This is a genomic window from Vreelandella neptunia, assembly GCF_034479615.1.
Classification (GTDB): domain Bacteria; phylum Pseudomonadota; class Gammaproteobacteria; order Pseudomonadales; family Halomonadaceae; genus Vreelandella; species Vreelandella neptunia.
In genome coordinates this window covers 2,329,863-2,348,908 of record NZ_CP140255.1, presented here as the reverse complement: position 1 = coordinate 2,348,908, position 19,046 = coordinate 2,329,863, and the positions used below count along the sequence as shown (strand labels likewise).

Annotated in this window: 19 protein-coding genes; 5 read left to right on the top strand and 14 right to left on the bottom strand. The window is 55.2% G+C overall.

The genetic code is table 11. The annotated features are described in order from the left end of the window. Positions 1-141: 141 nt before the first annotated feature. Positions 142-462: a carboxymuconolactone decarboxylase family protein gene (locus SR894_RS10910; protein ID WP_039858439.1), complete on the top strand. Its 321-nt coding sequence runs from the start codon at positions 142-144 to the stop codon at positions 460-462. A 92-nt stretch (positions 463-554) separates the two neighbouring features. Here SR894_RS10910 and SR894_RS10905 read toward each other — a convergent pair whose 3' ends face one another. From SR894_RS10905 to SR894_RS10885, 5 genes are all read right to left on the bottom strand, one after another. Then, positions 555-2,048: an MFS transporter gene (locus SR894_RS10905; RefSeq protein WP_133732426.1), complete on the bottom strand. Its 1,494-nt coding sequence runs from the start codon at positions 2,046-2,048 to the stop codon at positions 555-557. 57 nt (positions 2,049-2,105) lie between these two features. Continuing rightward, positions 2,106-2,564, bottom strand: coding sequence for a universal stress protein (locus SR894_RS10900; RefSeq protein ID WP_133732427.1), 459 nt, complete (start codon positions 2,562-2,564; stop codon positions 2,106-2,108). 72 nt (positions 2,565-2,636) lie between these two features. Then, positions 2,637-4,229, bottom strand: coding sequence for an MFS transporter (locus SR894_RS10895; protein ID WP_133732428.1), 1,593 nt, complete (start codon positions 4,227-4,229; stop codon positions 2,637-2,639). Positions 4,230-4,467: 238 nt separating this feature from the next. Continuing rightward, positions 4,468-5,136, bottom strand: a complete 669-nt coding sequence (gene narL / locus SR894_RS10890; RefSeq protein WP_009286636.1) for a two-component system response regulator NarL — start codon at positions 5,134-5,136, stop codon at positions 4,468-4,470. Further along, the gene (locus SR894_RS10885; protein WP_133732429.1) at positions 5,136-7,034 is read right to left on the bottom strand and encodes a type IV pili methyl-accepting chemotaxis transducer N-terminal domain-containing protein; all 1,899 of its coding nucleotides are present in this window, start codon (positions 7,032-7,034) and stop codon (positions 5,136-5,138) included. Before SR894_RS10885 ends, narL begins: the two co-directional genes overlap by 1 nt. A 176-nt stretch (positions 7,035-7,210) precedes the next feature. Here SR894_RS10885 and SR894_RS10880 point away from each other — a divergent pair, with 176 nt between their 5' ends. From SR894_RS10880 to SR894_RS10870, 3 genes are all read left to right on the top strand, one after another. Further along, a complete protein-coding gene (locus SR894_RS10880; protein ID WP_244286572.1) occupies positions 7,211-7,780 on the top strand; it encodes a hypothetical protein in 570 nt (189 codons plus the stop codon). Between the two features lie 82 nt (positions 7,781-7,862). After that, a complete protein-coding gene (locus SR894_RS10875) occupies positions 7,863-8,255 on the top strand; it encodes a ribonucleotide reductase subunit alpha (protein ID WP_133732431.1) in 393 nt (130 codons plus the stop codon). A gap of 11 nt (positions 8,256-8,266) precedes the next feature. Next, on the top strand, positions 8,267-8,653 hold the full coding sequence (locus tag SR894_RS10870; protein ID WP_133732432.1) for a SirB2 family protein: 387 nt from the start codon (positions 8,267-8,269) through the stop codon (positions 8,651-8,653). A gap of 109 nt (positions 8,654-8,762) precedes the next feature. On the opposite strand, the gene SR894_RS10865 is transcribed toward SR894_RS10870, so the two are convergent. The 9 genes from SR894_RS10865 to SR894_RS10825 all read right to left on the bottom strand — a co-directional run bounded on the left by SR894_RS10865 (position 8,763) and on the right by SR894_RS10825 (position 18,113). Next, positions 8,763-9,299 (bottom strand): nitrous oxide reductase accessory protein NosL, encoded by a 537-nt coding sequence (locus SR894_RS10865; RefSeq protein ID WP_244286573.1) that lies wholly within the window; start codon positions 9,297-9,299, stop codon positions 8,763-8,765. A 39-nt stretch (positions 9,300-9,338) separates the two neighbouring features. After that, a complete protein-coding gene (locus SR894_RS10860) occupies positions 9,339-10,163 on the bottom strand; it encodes an ABC transporter permease (protein WP_133732434.1) in 825 nt (274 codons plus the stop codon). Next, complete coding sequence (locus tag SR894_RS10855; protein WP_133732435.1) at positions 10,160-11,092, bottom strand: ABC transporter ATP-binding protein; 933 nt, start codon at positions 11,090-11,092, stop codon at positions 10,160-10,162. The genes SR894_RS10860 and SR894_RS10855 overlap by 4 nt, the downstream gene beginning before the upstream one ends. Next, on the bottom strand, positions 11,089-12,387 hold the full coding sequence (locus SR894_RS10850; RefSeq protein ID WP_133732436.1) for a nitrous oxide reductase family maturation protein NosD: 1,299 nt from the start codon (positions 12,385-12,387) through the stop codon (positions 11,089-11,091). Before SR894_RS10850 ends, SR894_RS10855 begins: the two co-directional genes overlap by 4 nt. A 46-nt stretch (positions 12,388-12,433) precedes the next feature. Further along, the gene (nosZ, locus tag SR894_RS10845) at positions 12,434-14,311 is read right to left on the bottom strand and encodes a TAT-dependent nitrous-oxide reductase (protein ID WP_133732437.1); all 1,878 of its coding nucleotides are present in this window, start codon (positions 14,309-14,311) and stop codon (positions 12,434-12,436) included. Between the two features lie 17 nt (positions 14,312-14,328). Beyond that, positions 14,329-16,476 carry a transcriptional regulator NosR gene (nosR, locus tag SR894_RS10840; RefSeq protein ID WP_223288143.1) on the bottom strand — a complete coding sequence of 716 codons (2,148 nt, stop codon included), beginning with the start codon at positions 16,474-16,476 and terminating at the stop codon, positions 14,329-14,331. 26 nt (positions 16,477-16,502) lie between these two features. Continuing rightward, on the bottom strand, positions 16,503-16,805 hold the full coding sequence (locus SR894_RS10835) for a c-type cytochrome (RefSeq protein WP_088701537.1): 303 nt from the start codon (positions 16,803-16,805) through the stop codon (positions 16,503-16,505). Positions 16,806-17,126: 321 nt separating this feature from the next. After that, a complete protein-coding gene (locus SR894_RS10830; RefSeq protein WP_022523550.1) occupies positions 17,127-17,477 on the bottom strand; it encodes a DUF488 domain-containing protein in 351 nt (116 codons plus the stop codon). A gap of 69 nt (positions 17,478-17,546) precedes the next feature. Then, a complete protein-coding gene (locus tag SR894_RS10825; RefSeq protein ID WP_088701535.1) occupies positions 17,547-18,113 on the bottom strand; it encodes a YIP1 family protein in 567 nt (188 codons plus the stop codon). A gap of 455 nt (positions 18,114-18,568) precedes the next feature. On the opposite strand from SR894_RS10825, the gene SR894_RS10820 reads away from it, so the two are divergent. Beyond that, positions 18,569-19,021: a c-type cytochrome gene (locus SR894_RS10820; RefSeq protein WP_223288142.1), complete on the top strand. Its 453-nt coding sequence runs from the start codon at positions 18,569-18,571 to the stop codon at positions 19,019-19,021. Positions 19,022-19,046: the final 25 nt, after the last annotated feature.

The window sequence follows — 19,046 nt, the reverse complement described above, 5'->3', positions numbered from 1 at the left end:
GGATATAGCCAATATACATCGAATGTCCTCATTAATAATGCTTGGTTCGATTGCTGTGTTTAGCTCTTAAGTGTGGTATGTGGCATTTAGTTGCTGTACTTCTATACTGTGAACTTCAATTTATCGTTAAGGTATTGCACTATGACAAAGCATGATTTGCCTTCTGGAGCTGGAGATGTCGCAAACCAGTATCCTGAGATATGGGAAGCTTATGCCGCTTTGGGCAAAGCCTGTGCTGAAGCTGGGCCGCTTGATGAGCGTAGCCGACGCTTGATAAAACTCTCGCTGGCCATAGGGGCACGCTCCGAAGGGGCCGTTCACTCCCATGTGCGTCGTGCCTTGGAGGAGGGAGTGAGTGCCGAGGAACTTAAACAAGTAGCCATGTTAGCGATTCCTACCACCGGATTTCCGACTGCTGTGGCGGCCTTAACCTGGATTGAGGACATCACGGATCCTGATTAAGAGCGCTCTGGGGGCGCTCTTTTTACTCTAGAGGCACTGTCCGGATCCAATCGACGCGAACAGTGCCGTGATGCTACAGATGTTCCGACCGTTCAGTGCTTGGCGTTCTGAAGAGCCTGTTCTTCGATGTCTCTATCGACTGAAGAGACGTAGTACTCGTCATCGAAAGCGCCTTCTGGCTCCTTGAGCCACACTAGGCAGATAACCCAACTGATGAAGGCGCCGGTCGCGATGATGTAGAAGAACTGCGACGGTGTGACAAACGTAAAGATGGTGAGGTAAACCACCGCGCCAACATTACCGTAGGCACCGGCCATGCCCGAGATTTGACCAGTGATGCGGCGCTTGATGGAGGGAATGATACCGAAGGTTGCCCCCTCGGCCCCTTGCACGAAAATCGAGGTGCCGATGGTCACCGCAATGGCCAGAATGAGTGGCCAACTCGAATTGAGCATGGCCATTAGCAAGAACCCAACGCTAATCCCAAACATGTAGCACAGCATCACAAAGCGCCGGTTACCCATGCGGTCGGAAACCATGCCGCCCATGGGGCGCGCCACCAGATTGACGAACGCGAATGACGCAGCGATCAGGCCTGCCGTAGCGGCATTCAGGCCCCAGGTCTCCTCAAAGAACATGGGCAGCATCGATACCACTGCGAGTTCAGCGCCGAAGTTGGCAAAATAGGTGCTGTTAAGCGCCGCCACACTGTTGAACGAGTATTTATCATCTTCGGGTACCCCCTTACGCAGGATTGGCAGGTTGACCCGCAGGATCTGTACGATCTGATAAATAACGATCGCCACAATGACTAGATAGGCGATGACCGCCCCGGTGATTGATAAATAGCCCATATACTGGATACGCCAGACCAGGATGGCGAGTACGCCGACCAGCGGGATAGTCCAGATGATCAGCTTGATCATGTCGCCCCAGGAGCTCACTTCCATGGCGGCGGTCTTGCGTGGCTTGCGGTGGGCCTGAGCATCCGGGCCATCGGTAATCGCGAACCAGTAGTAAACACCGTAAGCGGCCATCACGATAGCACTCTGGGCGATTGCCCAGCGCCAGCCATCGGGGCCGCCGTACATACTCAAGGCGATGGTTGGCAGCGACATGGCCGCGACGGCAGAGCCGAAGTTACCCCAGCCAGCGTAGAAGCCTTCAGCGAAGCCGATGTCTTTCGGCTTGAACCACAGCGCCGTCATGTGGATACCGACCACGAAGCTGGCGCCAATCGAACTCAGCACTAAGCGCGCCACCAGCAGCTGCGTCATGTTGTTACCGAAAGCAAACGCCAACGCCGGTAGCGCCATAGTGACCATGAGCACCGAGAACACCCGTCGCGGGCCGAACCGATCCAGTGCCATGCCAACGATGATGCGGGCGGGAATGGTCAAGGCCACGTTGCAAATGGCGAACAGCTTGAGATCATCCGTGGTCAGCCAGTCGACGCTCTTGAGCATGCTCGACGCGAGCGGCGCCATGTTGAACCACACGTAAAAGGTAATAAAGAAGGCAATCCATGTCAGGTGCAAGGCCCGAATTTCGGGGCTGCGAAACTTGAATACAGCGGAAACTTTCATGGTCGTATCGTCCTGTGTCCCAAAGGTGGGCTGTACCAAAGGAGGTGTAGAGGCTGCTCAAGGGCTGGGTAGGATCAACAAAGGACACTCGGCGCGCCGGGCCAGGAACGAGCTGACGCTGCCGAAAGTCATGTAGTCGAGTTCATCGACGAAATAAGTCAACGACTTGGCGATAATGCCGCCGTCCGGCTGATGGCTATGGCGGGCAATCACCAGTAAGTCTGGCGAGAGTTTGCGAGTGGCCTGAAGCAGCATCTTGCGTGCATCCCCCTCGGCGAGAAGCTGCTCGGCCTGGAAGCCCTCGCCGAGGGCGAATGCCACACCCTCTTGAAGGTGTTGTTTAACCTCATCGTGCTCCTGCTGAAAAAGCACCTCGTTGTTATCGGTAGCGTCGAGTGGGTTCTCCACCACGCCAACCAGTACCAGCAGGGGTTGGTTACAGCGGAACATATTGACGACCTGAGCGAGTGCCAGCTTGGCGTTTCGCGAACCGTCATAGGCGATCATGATTTTCATGGTGTCCTCCCGCATTGGGGTAGGGGGTGAAGACCCGGAGCTTGGCTCCGGGCGTAAAGACGCAAGCCCTATTTAGGGGTTCTTAACGTAGGCACCTTTGCGTAGGTAGAACCACCAGTTGATGACCAGGCAGATGGCGTAGAAGACCGCAAAGCCGTACATGGCAAGCTCCGGTGTGCCGGCCTGGATTTGCTCGCCCATTACCCGCGGGGCGATAAAGGCGCCATAGGCAGCGACGGCTGAGGTCCAGCCAAGTACCGGGCCTTTCTGCTGCTGGTCGAAAATCACCCCGATGCTGCGGAAGGTAGAGCCGTTGCCGATACCACTGGCGGCGAATAACACGATGAATAGCAGCAGGAACAGCCAGAAGAATTGATTTGGATAGGTGGCGTTATAGGCCTGCATCATCACGTAGCCGGTGGCGATAGAGGCGACCACCATGACCGCAGAGATTATTTGGGTGACGATGGAGCCACCCACTTTGTCGGAGATCCATCCGCCCAGCGGACGGATCAGGGCGCCCACGAAGGGGCCTATCCAGGCCCAGGTTAAAGCGCTGGGCGCCTCTGGGTTGGCCACGCGAATTAGCGTGCCATCGGCAGTGGCTTCCATCATGTTGCCGAAGATGACGTTGATGGAGAGCGGCAGGGCTGCAGAGAAGCCGATAAAGGAGCCGAAGGTCAGAATGTAGAGGATGGTCATTGACCAAGTGTGCTTATTGGAAAATATCGCGAACTGCTTCTGGATATTAGGCTTGATGTCGCCAGGAATCAGGCGCAACAGCACCAGAGTCAGAACAATGGTTAGCGGTAGGGCAATCCACATATTAAGCCAGCTGAGAGCCAGCATGCCGACGATGGCAGTTACCATGCCGACGCCGTAGAGGCCTAATATTTTGCTGAAAGCCGCCAGCGGCGAACCAGGGTTGGGCGTAATAGTGCGAAGATTGTTCATACCGAACCAACCGGCGAACGCTAATGGAACCAGGAATACAAGCCAGATAAAGCCAGCATTCTGGATCCAGGTATCGGTACCTGCTTCGATCCTGCCGATCAGCGTACCGCTAGCGCTTTGCAATTCCATCGGCGAACCGGCTATAGCGCCGAAAATGCCGACGGTCATTACCAGCGGGATGACAATTTGCATGGTCGTGACGCCGAAATTACCCAGGCCTGCATTCATGCCCAGGGCGTAACCTTGCTGCTTGCTGGGATAAAAAGTGGAAATGTTGCTCATTGAACAAGCGAAGTTACCGCCACCGATACCTGAAAGTAGCGCCAATGCCTGGAATACCCAGAACGGCGTGCCTGGGTTCATCAAGGCGATACCAGTGCCGGCTGCGGGGATCATCAATAGCGCGGTGGTCAGGAAGATGGTGTTCCTCCCGCCAGCGATGCGGATCATGAACGATGCTGGGATGCGCAGGGTGGCACCTGCTAGACCGGCAAGCGCCGTCAGTGAAAATAGCTGGTTAACCGTGAACGAAAAACCCAGGTTCTGCATCTGGGTGGTAATCATTCCCCACATCATCCAGACAGCAAAGCCCATCAGCAGGCTGGGGATGGATATCCATAGATTGCGGTTGGCAATGTGCTTGCCTTCCTGTTCCCAGAATTGGGCGTCTTCGACATTCCATTTCTCAATGTCGGCATTTCTCTTGCTCATGGCGATTTCCCCTTGGCATCAAACCTGTCTGCATCTAGCAGTTAGAAAGCAAGATACGCTGGGGGAAGAAATTGGGGAATAGGTGGAAATAGCATGAAAAACAGCGACATACCTCTTGAGAGGTAGTCGCTGAAAAGCCTGGATTCATTGATTTTAAACAGAAAAAATCGAGAGGAGGTAAAGGCGAGTCAGAGCAAAAGTATTCTGGGAGTCTTTAGAGGTAACCACACAGAATCGATTAGTGATCGATACCTTCCTGGACTGCCCAGACGGCGGCTTCGACACGCGAGCGTAAGTTAAGCTTTTTGAGCAGATGCTTGACGTGAACCTTGACCGTGCCTTCGGTAATATCCAGCTTGCGTGCGATGAGCTTGTTGGAGAGTCCGCCAGCAAGCTGTTGCAGAATTTCGCGTTCACGCTGCGTTAGGCTATGAATATCCGGGGTGGTGGGCGCATTGCGCTGATTACGCAGGGCTTCAGCGAGTAGGGCGGTCAGGCTTTCGCTGATGACCATGCGCCCCAAAGCAGCCTGACGCAGTTGGCGAACCATGTCTTCAGGCTCCATATCCTTTAACAGGTAACCGTCAGCACCGTTGCGCAGTGCGGCGACAACATCATCCTCATGGTCGGAAACAGTGAACATCACCACACGGCCGCTATAGTTGGCTTCCCGTAGGCGGCGCAAGGCTTCTAAGCCATTGACGCCCGGCATGTTTAAATCCAGTAAAACCAGGTCAGGCTCAAGTTTGAGGGCCAGTGCAATGCCTTCTTCAGGGTCGCCCGTCTCGCCAACCAGTTCAAGATCGTCCTCTAGCTCAAGCAGCTGAGCGACGCCACGCCGGAGTAGCGGGTGGTCATCAATAATCATCAGGCTGGCGGGTGTATCGTTGGCGTTGGTCAGCGTCATTAAGAAGTCCCTGTACCTAAGTGAGAGTCGGAGGCAGCCGTCACAGGCTGCTGCTGAATTAAGCGAGCGGTCAACGGGGTGAAGACTATCTCAATGCTGGCCCCCCCTGTGGGACGATTGGTGATACTTAGCTCCCCGTTCAGGGTAGTGGTTCGGTCGCGTATGATCACCAAACCGTAGTGCATAGGTGGCGAGCTATCGTCTTCCAGGCCTATGCCGTCATCCTCAATACGCACTAGCAGGCGAGCATCGGCGAAGCGCACAGTGACTCCAGCCCAGTGGGCTTGGGCGTGCTTGTGGGTATTGGCCAGCGCCTCGCGAATGATTTGCAGCACGTGAATTTCTTCATTGGGGTTAAGTAGGTAAGGCGGCACATCGTACTCAAGCTCGACCGTTACCTCCATGCGCTGGCTAAACTCATCGACGGTCTGGCGTAAGGCAAATTGCAGCCCCGGCCCCTCTAGTTTGAGCCGGAAGGTAGTGAGCAGCTCACGTAGCTGACGATAGGCGCTGTTTAGGCCGGTACGCAGCTCGTCGAATACCGCAGACTGCATCTCTCGGGTGGCTTCTTTTTGTTGCATGCGTTCGAGTCGAGCGACCTGCATTTTGAGATAAGAGAGCGATTGGGCTAGAGAATCGTGAAGTTCCCGCGCAATGATGGTTCGCTCGTTGATCAGCGTAACGTGCTGCTGCTCCTCGATACGTCGCTGCAGGTACACCGCCGTGGCGAGCTGGTCGGCTAACATGGTGAGCAGCCGACGGGTGCTATCGTTGAGGCGCTCCTGGGGATACCACACTTCCAGGGTGCCTAGCAGTGTATCGCCTACGCTAATCGGTAGCAGTAAGCACTGTGACTGGTTATTGGACAACATCTCCAAGGGGCGAGGATCGATCAGGCAAGCGTGACACTCCTGGTCACGGCAATACTCTGGTCGGGTACGCGAGTGGGTTTCTAAAACCGGCATTTCCCGTTGGTCGAAAGGATCGTTGAGAGAAAGCCGTATTGGCCCGATATCCAGCAGCTTTTCCAGTTCGCGTAACATAGGGGCTGCGCTAGAGCAGAGATCATTACCGCCCCCATACAGCGAGCGGCTGGCATCGTGCATTACCCGCAGCGCCTGATTACTGCGCTCAAGCTCCTGCTTCTTGCGCGACACCTTGTCTTCCAATGCGGCGTAGCTTGTTGCCAGCTCCGCAGACATCTTATTAAAGGTATGGCCCAACAAAGCCAACTCGTCGCTGCCGCGGAGTTCGGAGCGTGGCTTGAAGTTACGCTGTGCCGCCTCGCGGGCAAGAACCATCAGTTGACGCAAAGGGACTACCAGATTGAAGCGAACATCGTAGAGGGCGATCGAGACCACTATAGCGATCAGTACCAGAAAGAGTACTTGCATCATCCCCAGTAGCCGCACCTTGGCCTCCGTGCTCTCTTCCAAATAGGTCACCAGCACTTCAATGTCATTGACCATCGCCACGATCATCATTTCTAGCGTATCGAGGTCAAGCGCAGTGGCTGGGGACGGTGCCTCTAGTGCCGGACGAAGCGTGTGCTGCCAGTAGATCTGAAGTTTTTCCAGTTGACGGCGGCGCTCGTGACGATCATCAATGGGAATCGTTTGTTGAAGCGTTGTGCCATACAAACGTTGATCGAAGCTCGAAATCAGTCCTTCGAGCTGTTCTGCGCTTGTCTCCTCTGGAGCATACTCCAGGCGTTGCAATGCCCCCATGATTTGATAGGCATTCATGCGTAGTGAGCCAGCGACATTAATCGCGGCAGCATCGCCACGGCTGCTGTTAGACATTGCCATGGTCAGGGTGATGCTGATGAGTGCCATCCCGCTAATGGCAAGTAAGGACGCAATGATGCGAGCAACCAGGGAGCGCTGAAGTAATTTCATGGCATTTCCGATAGCGCGGAAGAGGTAAGGGAGTGTGGCACTGTCTGCATTTCGATACGAGGGCTATTCCTTTGGGGTTAGCCGACCTACCTCCGATGTTTTTTGACCTACGCCCAGTATTTACAGACAATTCTTACATGTCTTCCGATGTCTTTATACCCTCGCTGGGAAACGCCATGCCATCATTTGTGCCGCCTCCCACGTTGGAGACATCAAAACAGCCTGTAAATGGTTATCAGTTGCTAGTAGCCATGCTGCTGATGCCGCTGGCAAGCGCTTTAGCAGTGGCTGGCTGGACACTTTATGCCCTGCTCGCAAAACAACCCCTCTATGTGCTGGTACCGTTGAGTAGCGGTGTGCTGTTGGCTTGGCCTGCTTGGTATATCGCCAGGCGGGGAGACACCTGCCGCTTGATGCAATGGCTATTACTGGGGCTAGCGTTGGCGCTGGGCGGGTTTGGGATGGCTAGTCGGCCGTGGGAGTTTTTGTTAGTGGGGGCTGGACTTGGACTGGGAGGTGCGGTGATTACCACCGGCATCGCCCACGCCAAAGGCTGGATGCCTGGTCGTTGGGTGAGTCTTTGTGTCGCCCTTTTTCTGGCTTTAGCGGCGGGGGTAGGGTTTTCCTTGCGGATGGCGCCTCTGGTAGTCCAAGCCTATGGTTGGCGCGCGGCGCCACTTAGCCTGTTGATCCCTCTGTTTATGGTAATGCTGCTGCTGTGGCTTTTCGTAGAGTCACCCGAGTAACGCCGCCTATGAGTCTCACCTGTTCATTCTTACCTACTCTCTCACCTTCTGATTCTAAACCACTAGCGATAAGGCCCATTTTATGACCATAGCGACATTTGCCGATTTAATGCAGGAAGCGCGTAAACAACCTAAGCCCCAGCGCCTGCTGTTTGTGTTCGTTCGCGCAGAGCTGCCCGATTTCCCTGATGCTGACCAGCGTCGTTGCTTCGAACAGGGTGAAGGGGGTGTGTTGGTGCCTGTGGTATGCGTAGATAAGTCGACGGAGGAATTGACCAGCATGGCTGCGTTGGTTGAGGAGTCACGCCGTACCGAGATCGAATGGGATCTAGTGTTCACAGCTGCCATGGACGACCCAAAAGATGACGCTGAGGTTGAACGGCAGCTCCAGCGTATGATGGAGTCGCTGCAAATGGGTAATATCACCGCCTATCTTGCCTTCGATCATCACGGCAATGCGGTTAACGTCGCCTAGGGACGGTTACCATGGAGCACTATTTCCTCATCAAGCACCTGCACATGACGGCCGCTGCGCTGAGCATCACGCTCTTCATAGTGCGCGCCTGGTGGTCGGTGCAGGAAAGCCCGCGACTCAACGCCCGTTGGGTCAAGGTAGTGCCTCATCTTATTGATACGGCTCTGTTGGGGCTGGGGGTGACTTTGATGGTATTGCTTTCCGTATGGCCCTGGCAGCTTCCTTGGCTTGGCGCCAAGCTACTGGCGCTGCTGGCCTATATCGGTATTGGCACCATTGCGATTAAGCGCGGTGCAACGCCAAGGGCACGTGCTGTTGCTGCGTTAGTGGCGGTTGCCATATTTGCCTACATGGTGGGGGCTGCCATACATCACAGCCCGCTTTCCTGGCTAGCCTGAATTGCGGCTACTTTCTGCTTCACTCCTCACTCCTCACTCCTCACTCCTCACTCCTCACTCCTCACTCCTCACTCCTCACTCCTCACTCCTCACTCCTCACTCCTCACTTTTATTGTGCCATTGAGTGGGCGGCATGGCCGCTCCCTTCGTGGCGCCCGAGCCGGGCGAGCAATTCCAGGTCGATATCGTCATAGGTGATTATCTCGCCACCATGAACTACGACGAACTGCTCGGCATGCTCATGGCTGGAGAACGGCGCAAGGGTGTGGCCCATGCTGCCGCGCCGATCATGGCCGACCACATACCAAGCGTCTGCTGCAGGGATAAAGGCATCGTCTTTAGGTGCTTCCCAGGGTGTCACGCCGACATCATGTACATAGGCGTGGCGCAGCTGGGTCTGATTTTCGGGCTGCTGGAGGAAAACGAACATCTCCAGCGTGGAGCAGAACTTACTCGCGTCACTGTGGCTTTGCATAAATGCCTGACCTTTGGGGCCTTCGAATTCGGTGATAAACATACCGCATACATGGCAGATGTCATCGCCGCTAATAGGCTGAGGCGGCATCCTTTCGGCGCTGTCAGTGGCATTGTTGCAACCGGTCATGAGCAAAATAATAAGGGCTAGCGTGGGCAGCAGGGCGGGCATGGTCAATCCTCGTTAATAAAATGATGTTAAGAGATGATGTTAAGCGGTATGACGGTGGAAGCGACGGACGGCCAATAGCAGGGGCACTACGACCCAAACCAGCATTGACAGGGGCGGCCAGGCAGAATGGAACGCGCCTTGCTGTGCGATAGCCGCGATACCGCTTTCTAGCTGTGTGCTATCGAAGCCCGACAGGTTGATCAAGCGAAAACTGTCGGTGGGATTGAGCAGCATCAGGTAGGGGAGCCAATCGCCCCCCTGCTTGACGCCAACCAGTAGGGCCAGCAGTACTAGATCAAATACCAGCACGAACAGAAACCACACCCCCAATGCCAGCCCGGCGGCCCGTGCCTTTTCGCTGACCGTTACGCTGATCAGGTAGGCAAAGGCCAAAAACACCCAGCCCAAAAGCACACTGCTGGCGATCAAGCGAGCTAAGCCGACGCTTAGCTCGCTAAGCGGTACGCCTTCAGCGCCCAACGCGATAACCATACCTGCGATACCAAAACCGAGTAGCGTAGCGACGGCCAGAATCATCCCATGGCCGAAGAACTTACCAAACAGCAGCGCCGAACGACTTATAGGGTAGGTGAGTAGCAGTAGTAGCGTGCCGGCCTCCTGCTCACCGACAACGGCGTCGTAGGCGAGCATCAGCGCGATTAAGGGGATCAGAAAAACGGCTAGAGTTGATAAACTGACCAGGGTGGTGGCCAGTGAAGTAAAACCAAGACCGCCGCTCGCAGCGGCACCAAAGTAGGCAATACCCATTGCCAGAACGGCAAGGATCACGGTGATCGCCAGTACCCAGCGATTGCGCAGGCCATCCTGGAACTCTTTGGCGGCGACGATGAACATGGCCTTCATGCGCTGGCTCCTAGCGTCAGTGAGGCGGGGCGAGTAGAAAAATGCGTGTAGAGATGCTCAAGGGTGGGTGGTGATAACTCGATGTCGTCGATATTCGGCATGGCGGTTAATTGACGTAGTACCTGCATTTTATTTTCCGCGGGCACGTTGACCTCAACACATCGCTCATTGATTGGGATAGGCTCAAGGGACATGGCTTTCCAGAGCTGAGACTGCATGGCCCGCAATGTGCCGTGGATACGAAACGTGAGTGGTAGCTGTGCTTCTTCACGCAGCTGTTTAAGGCTGCCCAGGGCCAGGCGTCGCCCTTTGCCTAGGATCAAGGCGCGGTCGATATAGGGTTCGATGCCCGGCAGTACATGGGAAGAGAGCAGCACGGTACAACCGTTGTCGCGTAGGGCTTTTACCGCTTGATAAAAATCGCGGGTGGCAGCGGGGTCAAGACCGGTGGTGGGTTCATCCAGCAACAATAGCCGGGGAGACCCTAATAAAGCCTGGGCCAGGCCAAGGCGCTGGCGCATGCCCTTGGAGTAAGTTTTAACGCGACGGTCGGCGGCTTCGACCAGGCCCACACGCTCAAGCAGAACCGTTACCTGATGGCGGTCAGCGCGCTTTAAACGAGCGAAATAGGTGAGCACTTCACGCCCGGTGAGCTGTTCGTAGAAGGTGACGTTTTCAGGTAGATAGCCCAACTGACGCCGTAGGCGTTCGGCATGTGGCCCGTCAGGAGCGCTACCGAGGACGTCAACGTGGCCCGAGCTGGGCGCAATTAAGCCCAGTATGAGTTTCATGATGGTCGTCTTGCCCGCGCCATTATGCCCCAGCAGGGCGAGCATCTCGCCTTCTTTGATGGTGAGATCCATTTCAGCTAGTCGCACCAGCGCCCCGTGACGCTTGGTAACTCGCTGTAGTTCTATTACTGGGTTCATGGAGCATTTCCTTCTCGGCCGGGCTCGCTCATCAAGGGCGCGCTGTCTCTGACCCCCGGGGGACGAAACACCGGGAACTGACGTTGCACCCAGCGCAGTGCCAACACCGCAGGGCTTTGCATCAACAGGCGCGCGGAGGGGTGGCGCCAGAGAAGATGATCCATGGCGTCGTTGGGTTCATGGGCGGTGTCGCCGACACCGTTATCGTCAAGATCCCAGCCCAGGTAGTCGCTCCAGTAATTGCCCGACCAATCCTGCTCACGGGTGGCGACATACATGACTTGCTGCTTATTAGCGATGAAGGCGTTGCCCGCCATTTGGTTATCCTCTGAACCGGCGGTGAGGTGGATGCCGATGTCGCTGGCTGCGAAACGATTATTCTCGATACGATTGAACTGCGAGTTGTAAACGAACAGTGCCTTGCCGTCGCCGCCCGCTAGACGCCCCTCGCCATCTGCCCCCAGGGGCTGGGTGACGCCTTCGACTCGGTTGCCGCTCAATAGGGAGTCGGTGATGTTGTTCATCAAAATGCCGTAGTTGTCGTCTGCTTCCGAACGGTTATCAACGACTTCCAGGCGTTTGGATTGCATCAGGGCGTAGCCGGTTCGGGTTCGTTGGGTCAGGTTGCCTTCAAGACGATTGTCGAAGGAGTACATGTAGTGCACGCCATAGCGCAGGTCATGCAGGGTGTTGTCGCGCAGCACGTTGTGGCGGCTGCTGTCGAGATAGATGCCGTCGCGAGTCTGCGCAACATCGTTGGATTCAATAATTGAGTCACTAACGTTATAAAGGTGAATGCCGTTGCCGCGATCCTGAGAGCGCAGTCGGGTATCGCCACGAATGGTATTGCCTATCACACTGACGTTATTGACAGCATCGAGCCAGATGCCGAAGCCAGGCCCGTTTAGCTGGTTATTGCGGATGGTACTACCGTGAGCGCTGGGCTCGACAAAAATAGCGGCCTCCAGTTTTGTCAGGTTATCCCCCCAGTCTTCAATGCGGACACCTTCAAATATAATGTCGGGAGCTGCCAGAACCACCGCATGGCCTTGGCCTCCTGCATCGAGGATGGCTTGCAACTCGCCCCTAATATGCAGCGTGCGGTCAATAACCACACGCCCGGGGTAGCGTCCTGCAGGCAGCAGCAATTGATCGCCGTCGGTCGTCTGTTCGATCAACGGCTGTAAAGGCTCACCAGGCGTGGCGAGCCAGTTGGCGGCATAAACCCCGCTAGGCAGCCAAAAAAGCCATAGCAGCGCCAGTAGGCAACCTAAATAGCCAGGGTGTCGTCTCATGGTGTTCTCCCGCAGCGGGCCGAAGGAATCGGCCCGCGTGTTGTCGTCAGGCGGGTTCGACTAGCATGCGACCAGTCATTTCCATATGCATCGCGTGGCAGAACCAGTTGCAGTAGTACCAGTGCACCCCGGCCTTGTCGGCGGTGAAGGTGACGCTAGCGGTCTGCTGGGGGCTGATCTCCATCTGCACACCGTGGTTGACCATGCAGAAGCCGTGGGTCAGATCCTCGACCTGGTCAAGGTTGGTGATGACCACGGTCACCTCATCGCCCTGTTTGACCTTGAATTCGGTCAGGCCAAATTGCGGTGCGATGGAGGTCATGTACACGCGTACTTTATTGCCATCGCGGATTACCTTGCTTTCGCCCTCCAGGTTGACGCCGTCTGCCTCGGCCATGGCCACGGTCTCGGCGAAGAAGGGGTCGTCTCGTGTCCATACTCGGCTTGGGTTGATCTGGTCGGCGCGTACCAGAATACAGTCGTGAGGCTCGGCATAAGTGGGGCCGTCATGCACCAGTTTCATTTCTTCCCCGGAGATGTCGATCAACTGATCGTTTTCGGGATGCAGAGGGCCTACCGGCAGGAAACGGTCTTTGGAAAACTTCGACAGCACTACCAGCCACTTGCCGTCGGCATCGCGGGATTCGGTGAGACTGGCGTGGTTATGCCCAGGCTGGTAGTGGACATCGAGCTTCTGACGCAGGTAGTTGACGTCTTCGCCATTGTAGTGGCGAATGGCATCCTCAATGTTCCACTTGGCTACCTGGCTATCGATGAACAGCGTGGTATAGGCGTTGCCCCGGCCATCGTAGGTGGTGTGAAGCGGGCCCAGGCCCAGTTCAGGTTCACCCACAATGGTATCGCGCGGTTCGATACTGTCGTCGAACAGCTCAGGCAACTTGTCGATGGCGATGATTGAGCAAGTGGGGGATAGCTTGCCGTTGGCGATGAAATATTTGCCATCCGGTGAGGTATTCACGCCATGGGGGTTCTTGGGGATCGGGATGTAACGTGTCAGTTGCGAGCCCTTGCGCCCATCCAGTACCGGTACGCTTGATTCACCCAGTGTCTTGTAGTTCCCGGCCGCCACGGCGGCTTCAATCGCTTCAACGTCGAATACCACAACCCAGTCGCGCTCGTTGCGCATGGTCTCGGTCAGAGTCATGCCCTTTTCTGAGTTGTAGCAGGTAGAGGCGACGAAACGCCCGGTGTAGTCGGCATCGGTGTTATCAAGGTTGCCATCGACGATCACCTGCCAGGCCACGTCCATGCTTTCGGCATCGAGAGCGTTGAACATAGTGAAGTAGTTGTCGGGGTTCTCCAGGTCGCGGCCGTCATTGATCTGGGGGATCGGCAGTTCGGCATTGGCGAAGACGTACTTGGTGTAAGGCACCTTCTGCAGGCGCAAACCGTGAATCGCCTGGACGTTGGGGATGGTGGTGACCTTGTCCGTCTTCATGATATCGAGACGAATGCGCGCAACGCGGGTGTTAGCCTTGTCGTTGATAAATAGGTACTTGCCGTCGTAGCTGCCGTCGGTCATGGAAATATGGGGGTGGTGGCAGTCACCGTTGAGAAAATGGCTCGACTCGCCGAGTATCCGCTTCGACTCGTTGCTGATCCCCCAGCCAGAGGCGCTATCCACGTTGAACACCGGGATGCGCATCAGTTCGCGCATTGAAGGAACACCGAGCACCCGAACCTCACCCGAGTGGCCGCCGCTCCAGAAGCCGTAGTAATCGTCGAGTTCGCCGGGCGCAACGTCGATACCGTTGGCGCCGGCGGCCTGAACTTGACGGCTATTGAGTAACGCACCTGCGCCAAAACCACTGGCCAGGCCCGCCCCGGCAACTCCGGTGACGGCGGTATTGCGCAAGAAATGGCGACGGCCGATATCCTGAATATGGTCTTTTTTATCGCTCATGCTTGATTCCCCTGAGATCAGTCTTGCTGGTGAAGAGGGATGCGTTGCCATGCGGCCTGTTTGCCGCTGGCGCCGGTATCCCGTTGGGTCTCAACGCTATTACCGCGCGATGACATATTGGCCGCCTTTTCATAGCGCTTGCGGCGCTTGACCATGGGCGGGCAACGCTGGTCGTCGTGGTAGGTCACTTGGCAGTCGAGACAGTAGTGGCACTCATTGGCATTGATGCGGCCGTCCGGGTGTATAGCGGCCACTTCGCATTCATTGGCACAGATTTGGCACGGGGTACCGCAGCTACCGCGGTGGCGCTTGAGCCAGTCGAACAGGCGTAAACGCGAAGGAATAGCCAACCCGGCACCTAAAGGGCACAGATAGCGGCAGTAGAATTTGTGGTTGAAGGCAGAAATCGCCACCAGTCCAAGAGCATAAATAACGAAGGCCCAGTCACGTTGGAAACGCAGGGTGATTGCGGTCTTGAACGGCTCCACTTCGGCGTAGCGTTCCGCGGTGCCAAGCGAATGTAGCGAGACTGCGAACAAGGCCAGCAGAATGATGTATTTAATCGCCCATAGGCGCTCATGGAGCCCGAAGGGCACCTCGATCTGCTTAACGTTTAGTTTGCGAGCGACCTGGTTGACTAGGTCTTGTAAAGCGCCGAATGGGCACAGCCAGCCGCAGAAAACTCCGCGGCCCCACAGCAGCAGGCTCACCGCCACGAACGACCAGAGAATAAATAGCATTGGGTCGATCAAAAATGAGGACCAGCTAAAACCGCTTATCAGCGAGTTGGTGAAGGTAAGGATATTGACGACTGATAGCTGGGCCAGCGAGTACCAGCCGATAAATACTAAGGTGTATATCTTGAAACCCAGACGCAGTGGGTTCAGTACACGCGGGTGGCGCGCCAGCACATCCTGGAACAGCATGATGCCAGTGAGCACCAATAATCCGGCGGATAGCACAGCGATCTGGAAAGCCTTGTCGCGCCAAACCTGTACCCAGATAGGCTCTTCCACCGGTGGCTCAGGCCGTTCTATATAGGCCTCGGGAACACTGTAGTCGGCGCTAAAGCGGCTGAACTCGGTATCCAAGGGGCCAGAAGAGCGGCGAACCAGTAATTCCAGCTGCCACGGTTGTCCGGGGTCGAAGCCCGCCTCTTCGCGGACGATGAAGATGTCTCGCTCGGCCAGTGTGGGCGCGCCTTCGAGGGCCAGATCACCCAGGCGGATGTGATCGCGATCATGAAAGCTGACCCGAGTGCTGCCCTGTGAAAGCTCGATGCGATCGAAGATGCCGCCGCGCACATACCCTGAACCCTTGAATGAGTAGTCACCACGCCCCATGACGGCAATAGCGTGCTCGCCATCCTTCAGCTCGACCATTAGTTGATCATAGCCAGTATCGCCGAGCAGGTTGCGGCCAGCGGTTGGTGGGTTGAGGTAGGTGTAAAACAGCTCGATAAAGGTTTTATCGGCGGGCTGTGGCGAGCGCAGGTAATCTTCGGCGGGCGTACCTATAAAGCTCGCATCGACCTCGCCATGGGTCAGTTGCAAACGGCGAATGGTGCCGTCGCCGGTCAGTTCATCCCAGTTGGCAGGGGCGAAAACGTCTTCTCGAACGCGTGCCGGTGGTGTCTGGGAGGGGTCGGCAATAAGCTGCTGTTCAGCGGCCACTTGCCTGGCGCTGCGCATGATGGTGTCGCTGACGACGATGACGGTCACCGTCGCACCAGAGATAGCGTCAAGATTGTCGCCGACCCTGAGCCTGTCATTGACGTGGGCCGATTCGTGCTCATCGGCGAAGCTATTTAGCTTCGATTCGGGAATGCCCACCAGCATGATCGGCTCTGAATGACTGAGGACGTCGGCCTGTACAATTTGCCCATCCAGATCAATCCCCACCAGTACATTGACCGGTTTGCCCGAGTAGGCGGGGATCGGAGCGACATCCACACTCTCAAAAGCGTAGCCGCGCAATTCATCATCGCTGTCCAGTACACGGCTTACCGGCCACTGTGAATCCGCGGCTTCAAGACGCTCTGCCGTGGGAAACCCTTCGCGTACCTGCTCCAGTTCGATAGCTTGGGCGGGCAGTGTTATCGCTAGGAGCAACAGTAAGCTAATCCAGATGCCGGTTAGACGGCGCGGGCAAGCCACAGGGGACATCGTGGTTTCCTTTCGGGTCAAGAGCGTTATAGAACCGGTTCTAGCAAGTGGTCGACGGCAGCTTTCACTTCGTCATCGCTCAAGCCTAATTGGCCTCCTTTCGGCGGCATTGCCTGAAAACCGTTAATCGCGTGGTCGTACAGGGTGTCCATGCCTTTTTCTAAGCGTGGCTCCCAGTGTTCGGCATTGCCGCGAATGGGAGCACCTGCAGCGCCCGTCATGTGGCAAGCCATGCAGGCTTGGTTATAGGTGGCTTCGCCATCTGCATGAGCGGTAACCGAAATAGAAGTAATAACGCCTAGCAGCAGTATGGACGCGAGGGTTTTCATTGAAGTATTCCTTATGCATCTTTTGAGTTGAAATTACCAATTCGGCAACGTGGCAAGGTGGTTTATTGAGGTATACGAGTTGCTGGGTACTGATTTCTCAGTACGAGAAAAGGTATGAAGTTCACTTTAAAGAAATAAGGGGGACTAATGTTGATCTGGATCATTTTTAGTCTCGCGTACCCCTACAGAGCATTAGCTTACCCCTTAGTGGGTAGGCGATGACGTCAGTCGTTATTGTGATTTCAACTCGAATTTCAGACGCTTGGCTATGCACCACGGCGCTAGGGGTGTGGCGATGTAGAAATGTTTTTACAGCGTGGATTATTTCAACATGTTCAAGTACTGGCGCAGCACTTCGGCATTGTTACGGCGCTCTTCCTTAGAGGCAAATACCAGAGTAACTCGCTCTTTCCTGGCACGTTGTGCAAGATCACGAAGAGACTCGCGATAAGAGGTTAACTCTTTGAGATAGCGACGGCGGAAGCCACTCCAGTCGAGTGAGCCATTATGAAACGCTTTGCGTAGTTCGCTGCTTGGGGCGACCTCCTTGCGCCATTCATCGATTTTGGCTTCCTCCTTGGACACCCCGCGCGGCCAGATACCGTCGACGAGGACACGATAACCATCTTTGCTTTGAGGTGAGTCATAGGCTCGCTTTAATTCAATATCCATCGCTATCTCGCAAGTAAATGAGTTTCCTTTAAAGCCTAGCTAGTGAGTCGGTTCCACTCTACTTGAATCCTAGTAAGCCCAGACAATAGCCATCAGCAAGCCCCATGCCAGCACCCCGGCGGCCATAACGGTGTAAGTAGCAGACATCGTTGTTACGTCATTCGCTGAGCGTTTACACAGAGCCTGCAGCCCGTGGTAGACCAAACTGCAAGAGATGCCCAGTGCCACCAGTACTACCAGCGCATTGAACACCAGGCTGGGGATCAGCAGGGCGATCGCTGCAGACCACAGTGGCAAAGGTGCCAGGGCTGCCAACAGATAAGCGTCGTGGTAGCTAATTGAGAGATCACGATCGCTATTGACCACCGCGTGAATTAGCCAGCCCATTACAAAGAAGGTGAGCAGCTCGGCCAGGAATAGAATGGTCGTGATGAAGCGCCACTGCCGATCGGCGAAGCCTGGAGCGAAGATATCTCCGTAGTGTGTACCGGCATAATAGAGCATCACGGGTGGCAACAATGACATGGGCAGCACGATGCACCAAGCCAGAGTGGCGATTGAAGGATGGCGTTGCTGGAGGTCTTTCCATCCCGCTAAATGGGTAAAGGGCAGTTGAATAATGGTTAGAGGGTTCATTGTCTAGCCTCGCAGTCAGTTGTGATCGTCGGGAGCTTAAAATATCATGTCGTGATATTATATTCAGAATTAAGGCTAGTTTGTATTTTGTCAAGTGTGAAGCTTGATTCCCTCTGTTTTAAGAGTGTGCAACCCATACCAGCATCAGTGGTACATGTCCGTGTGAAATCTGAGAAGTCATAGCATCAGCCTACCTCTAGAACGGCTATGTCCTGGTGAAAATCGCACAGAGTGGTTAGGTACTATTAAGAACCCCAGCTGCGTTCTGGCTCGAATTAATTCGTAATCTTAAATTTACCAAGGGTATCGCTCTTGCCAAAAATTGACCTGTGGCAATGTTGCTAGAGGGATTCTTCTGCTAATCTTAAAAATGTAAACAATATGCATCTTAATAAACGCATGCCTTTTGGCTTCCCAGCCGAAGGTAGGATCTGACTAGCAAGGGAGTATGGCTTATGGCTGATGGTCTCACTAAATCAGCGGCCCGCAATATTTTCTACGGTGGTTCGCTGTTCTTCTTCCTGCTATTTGCCGCGCTAACGGCTCATAGTCATTGGTACATGGTCAATGTCTCCACGGACAGTGAAGGCCTCACGGATTCTGTTAAGCATGGCAAAGAAGTGTGGGAAAAAAACATGTGTATCAACTGCCATAGCATTATGGGAGAGGGGGCTTACTTCGCTCCTGAACTGGGTAACGTCTGGGAACGCTACGGGGGGCTCGAGAATCCTGATGCTGCGAGAGCTGGTATCAATGCCTGGATTCGTGCACAGCCATTGGGGATCGAAGGGCGTCGTCAAATGCCCGCGTTTGATTTTAGCGAAAAAGACATGAATTCGTTAATCGACTTCCTCGAATGGACCAATAGCATTAACGACCAGGACTGGCCCCCACATCCTGCTGGCTGAAACAAGCAGCCGAAGGATGAACCAA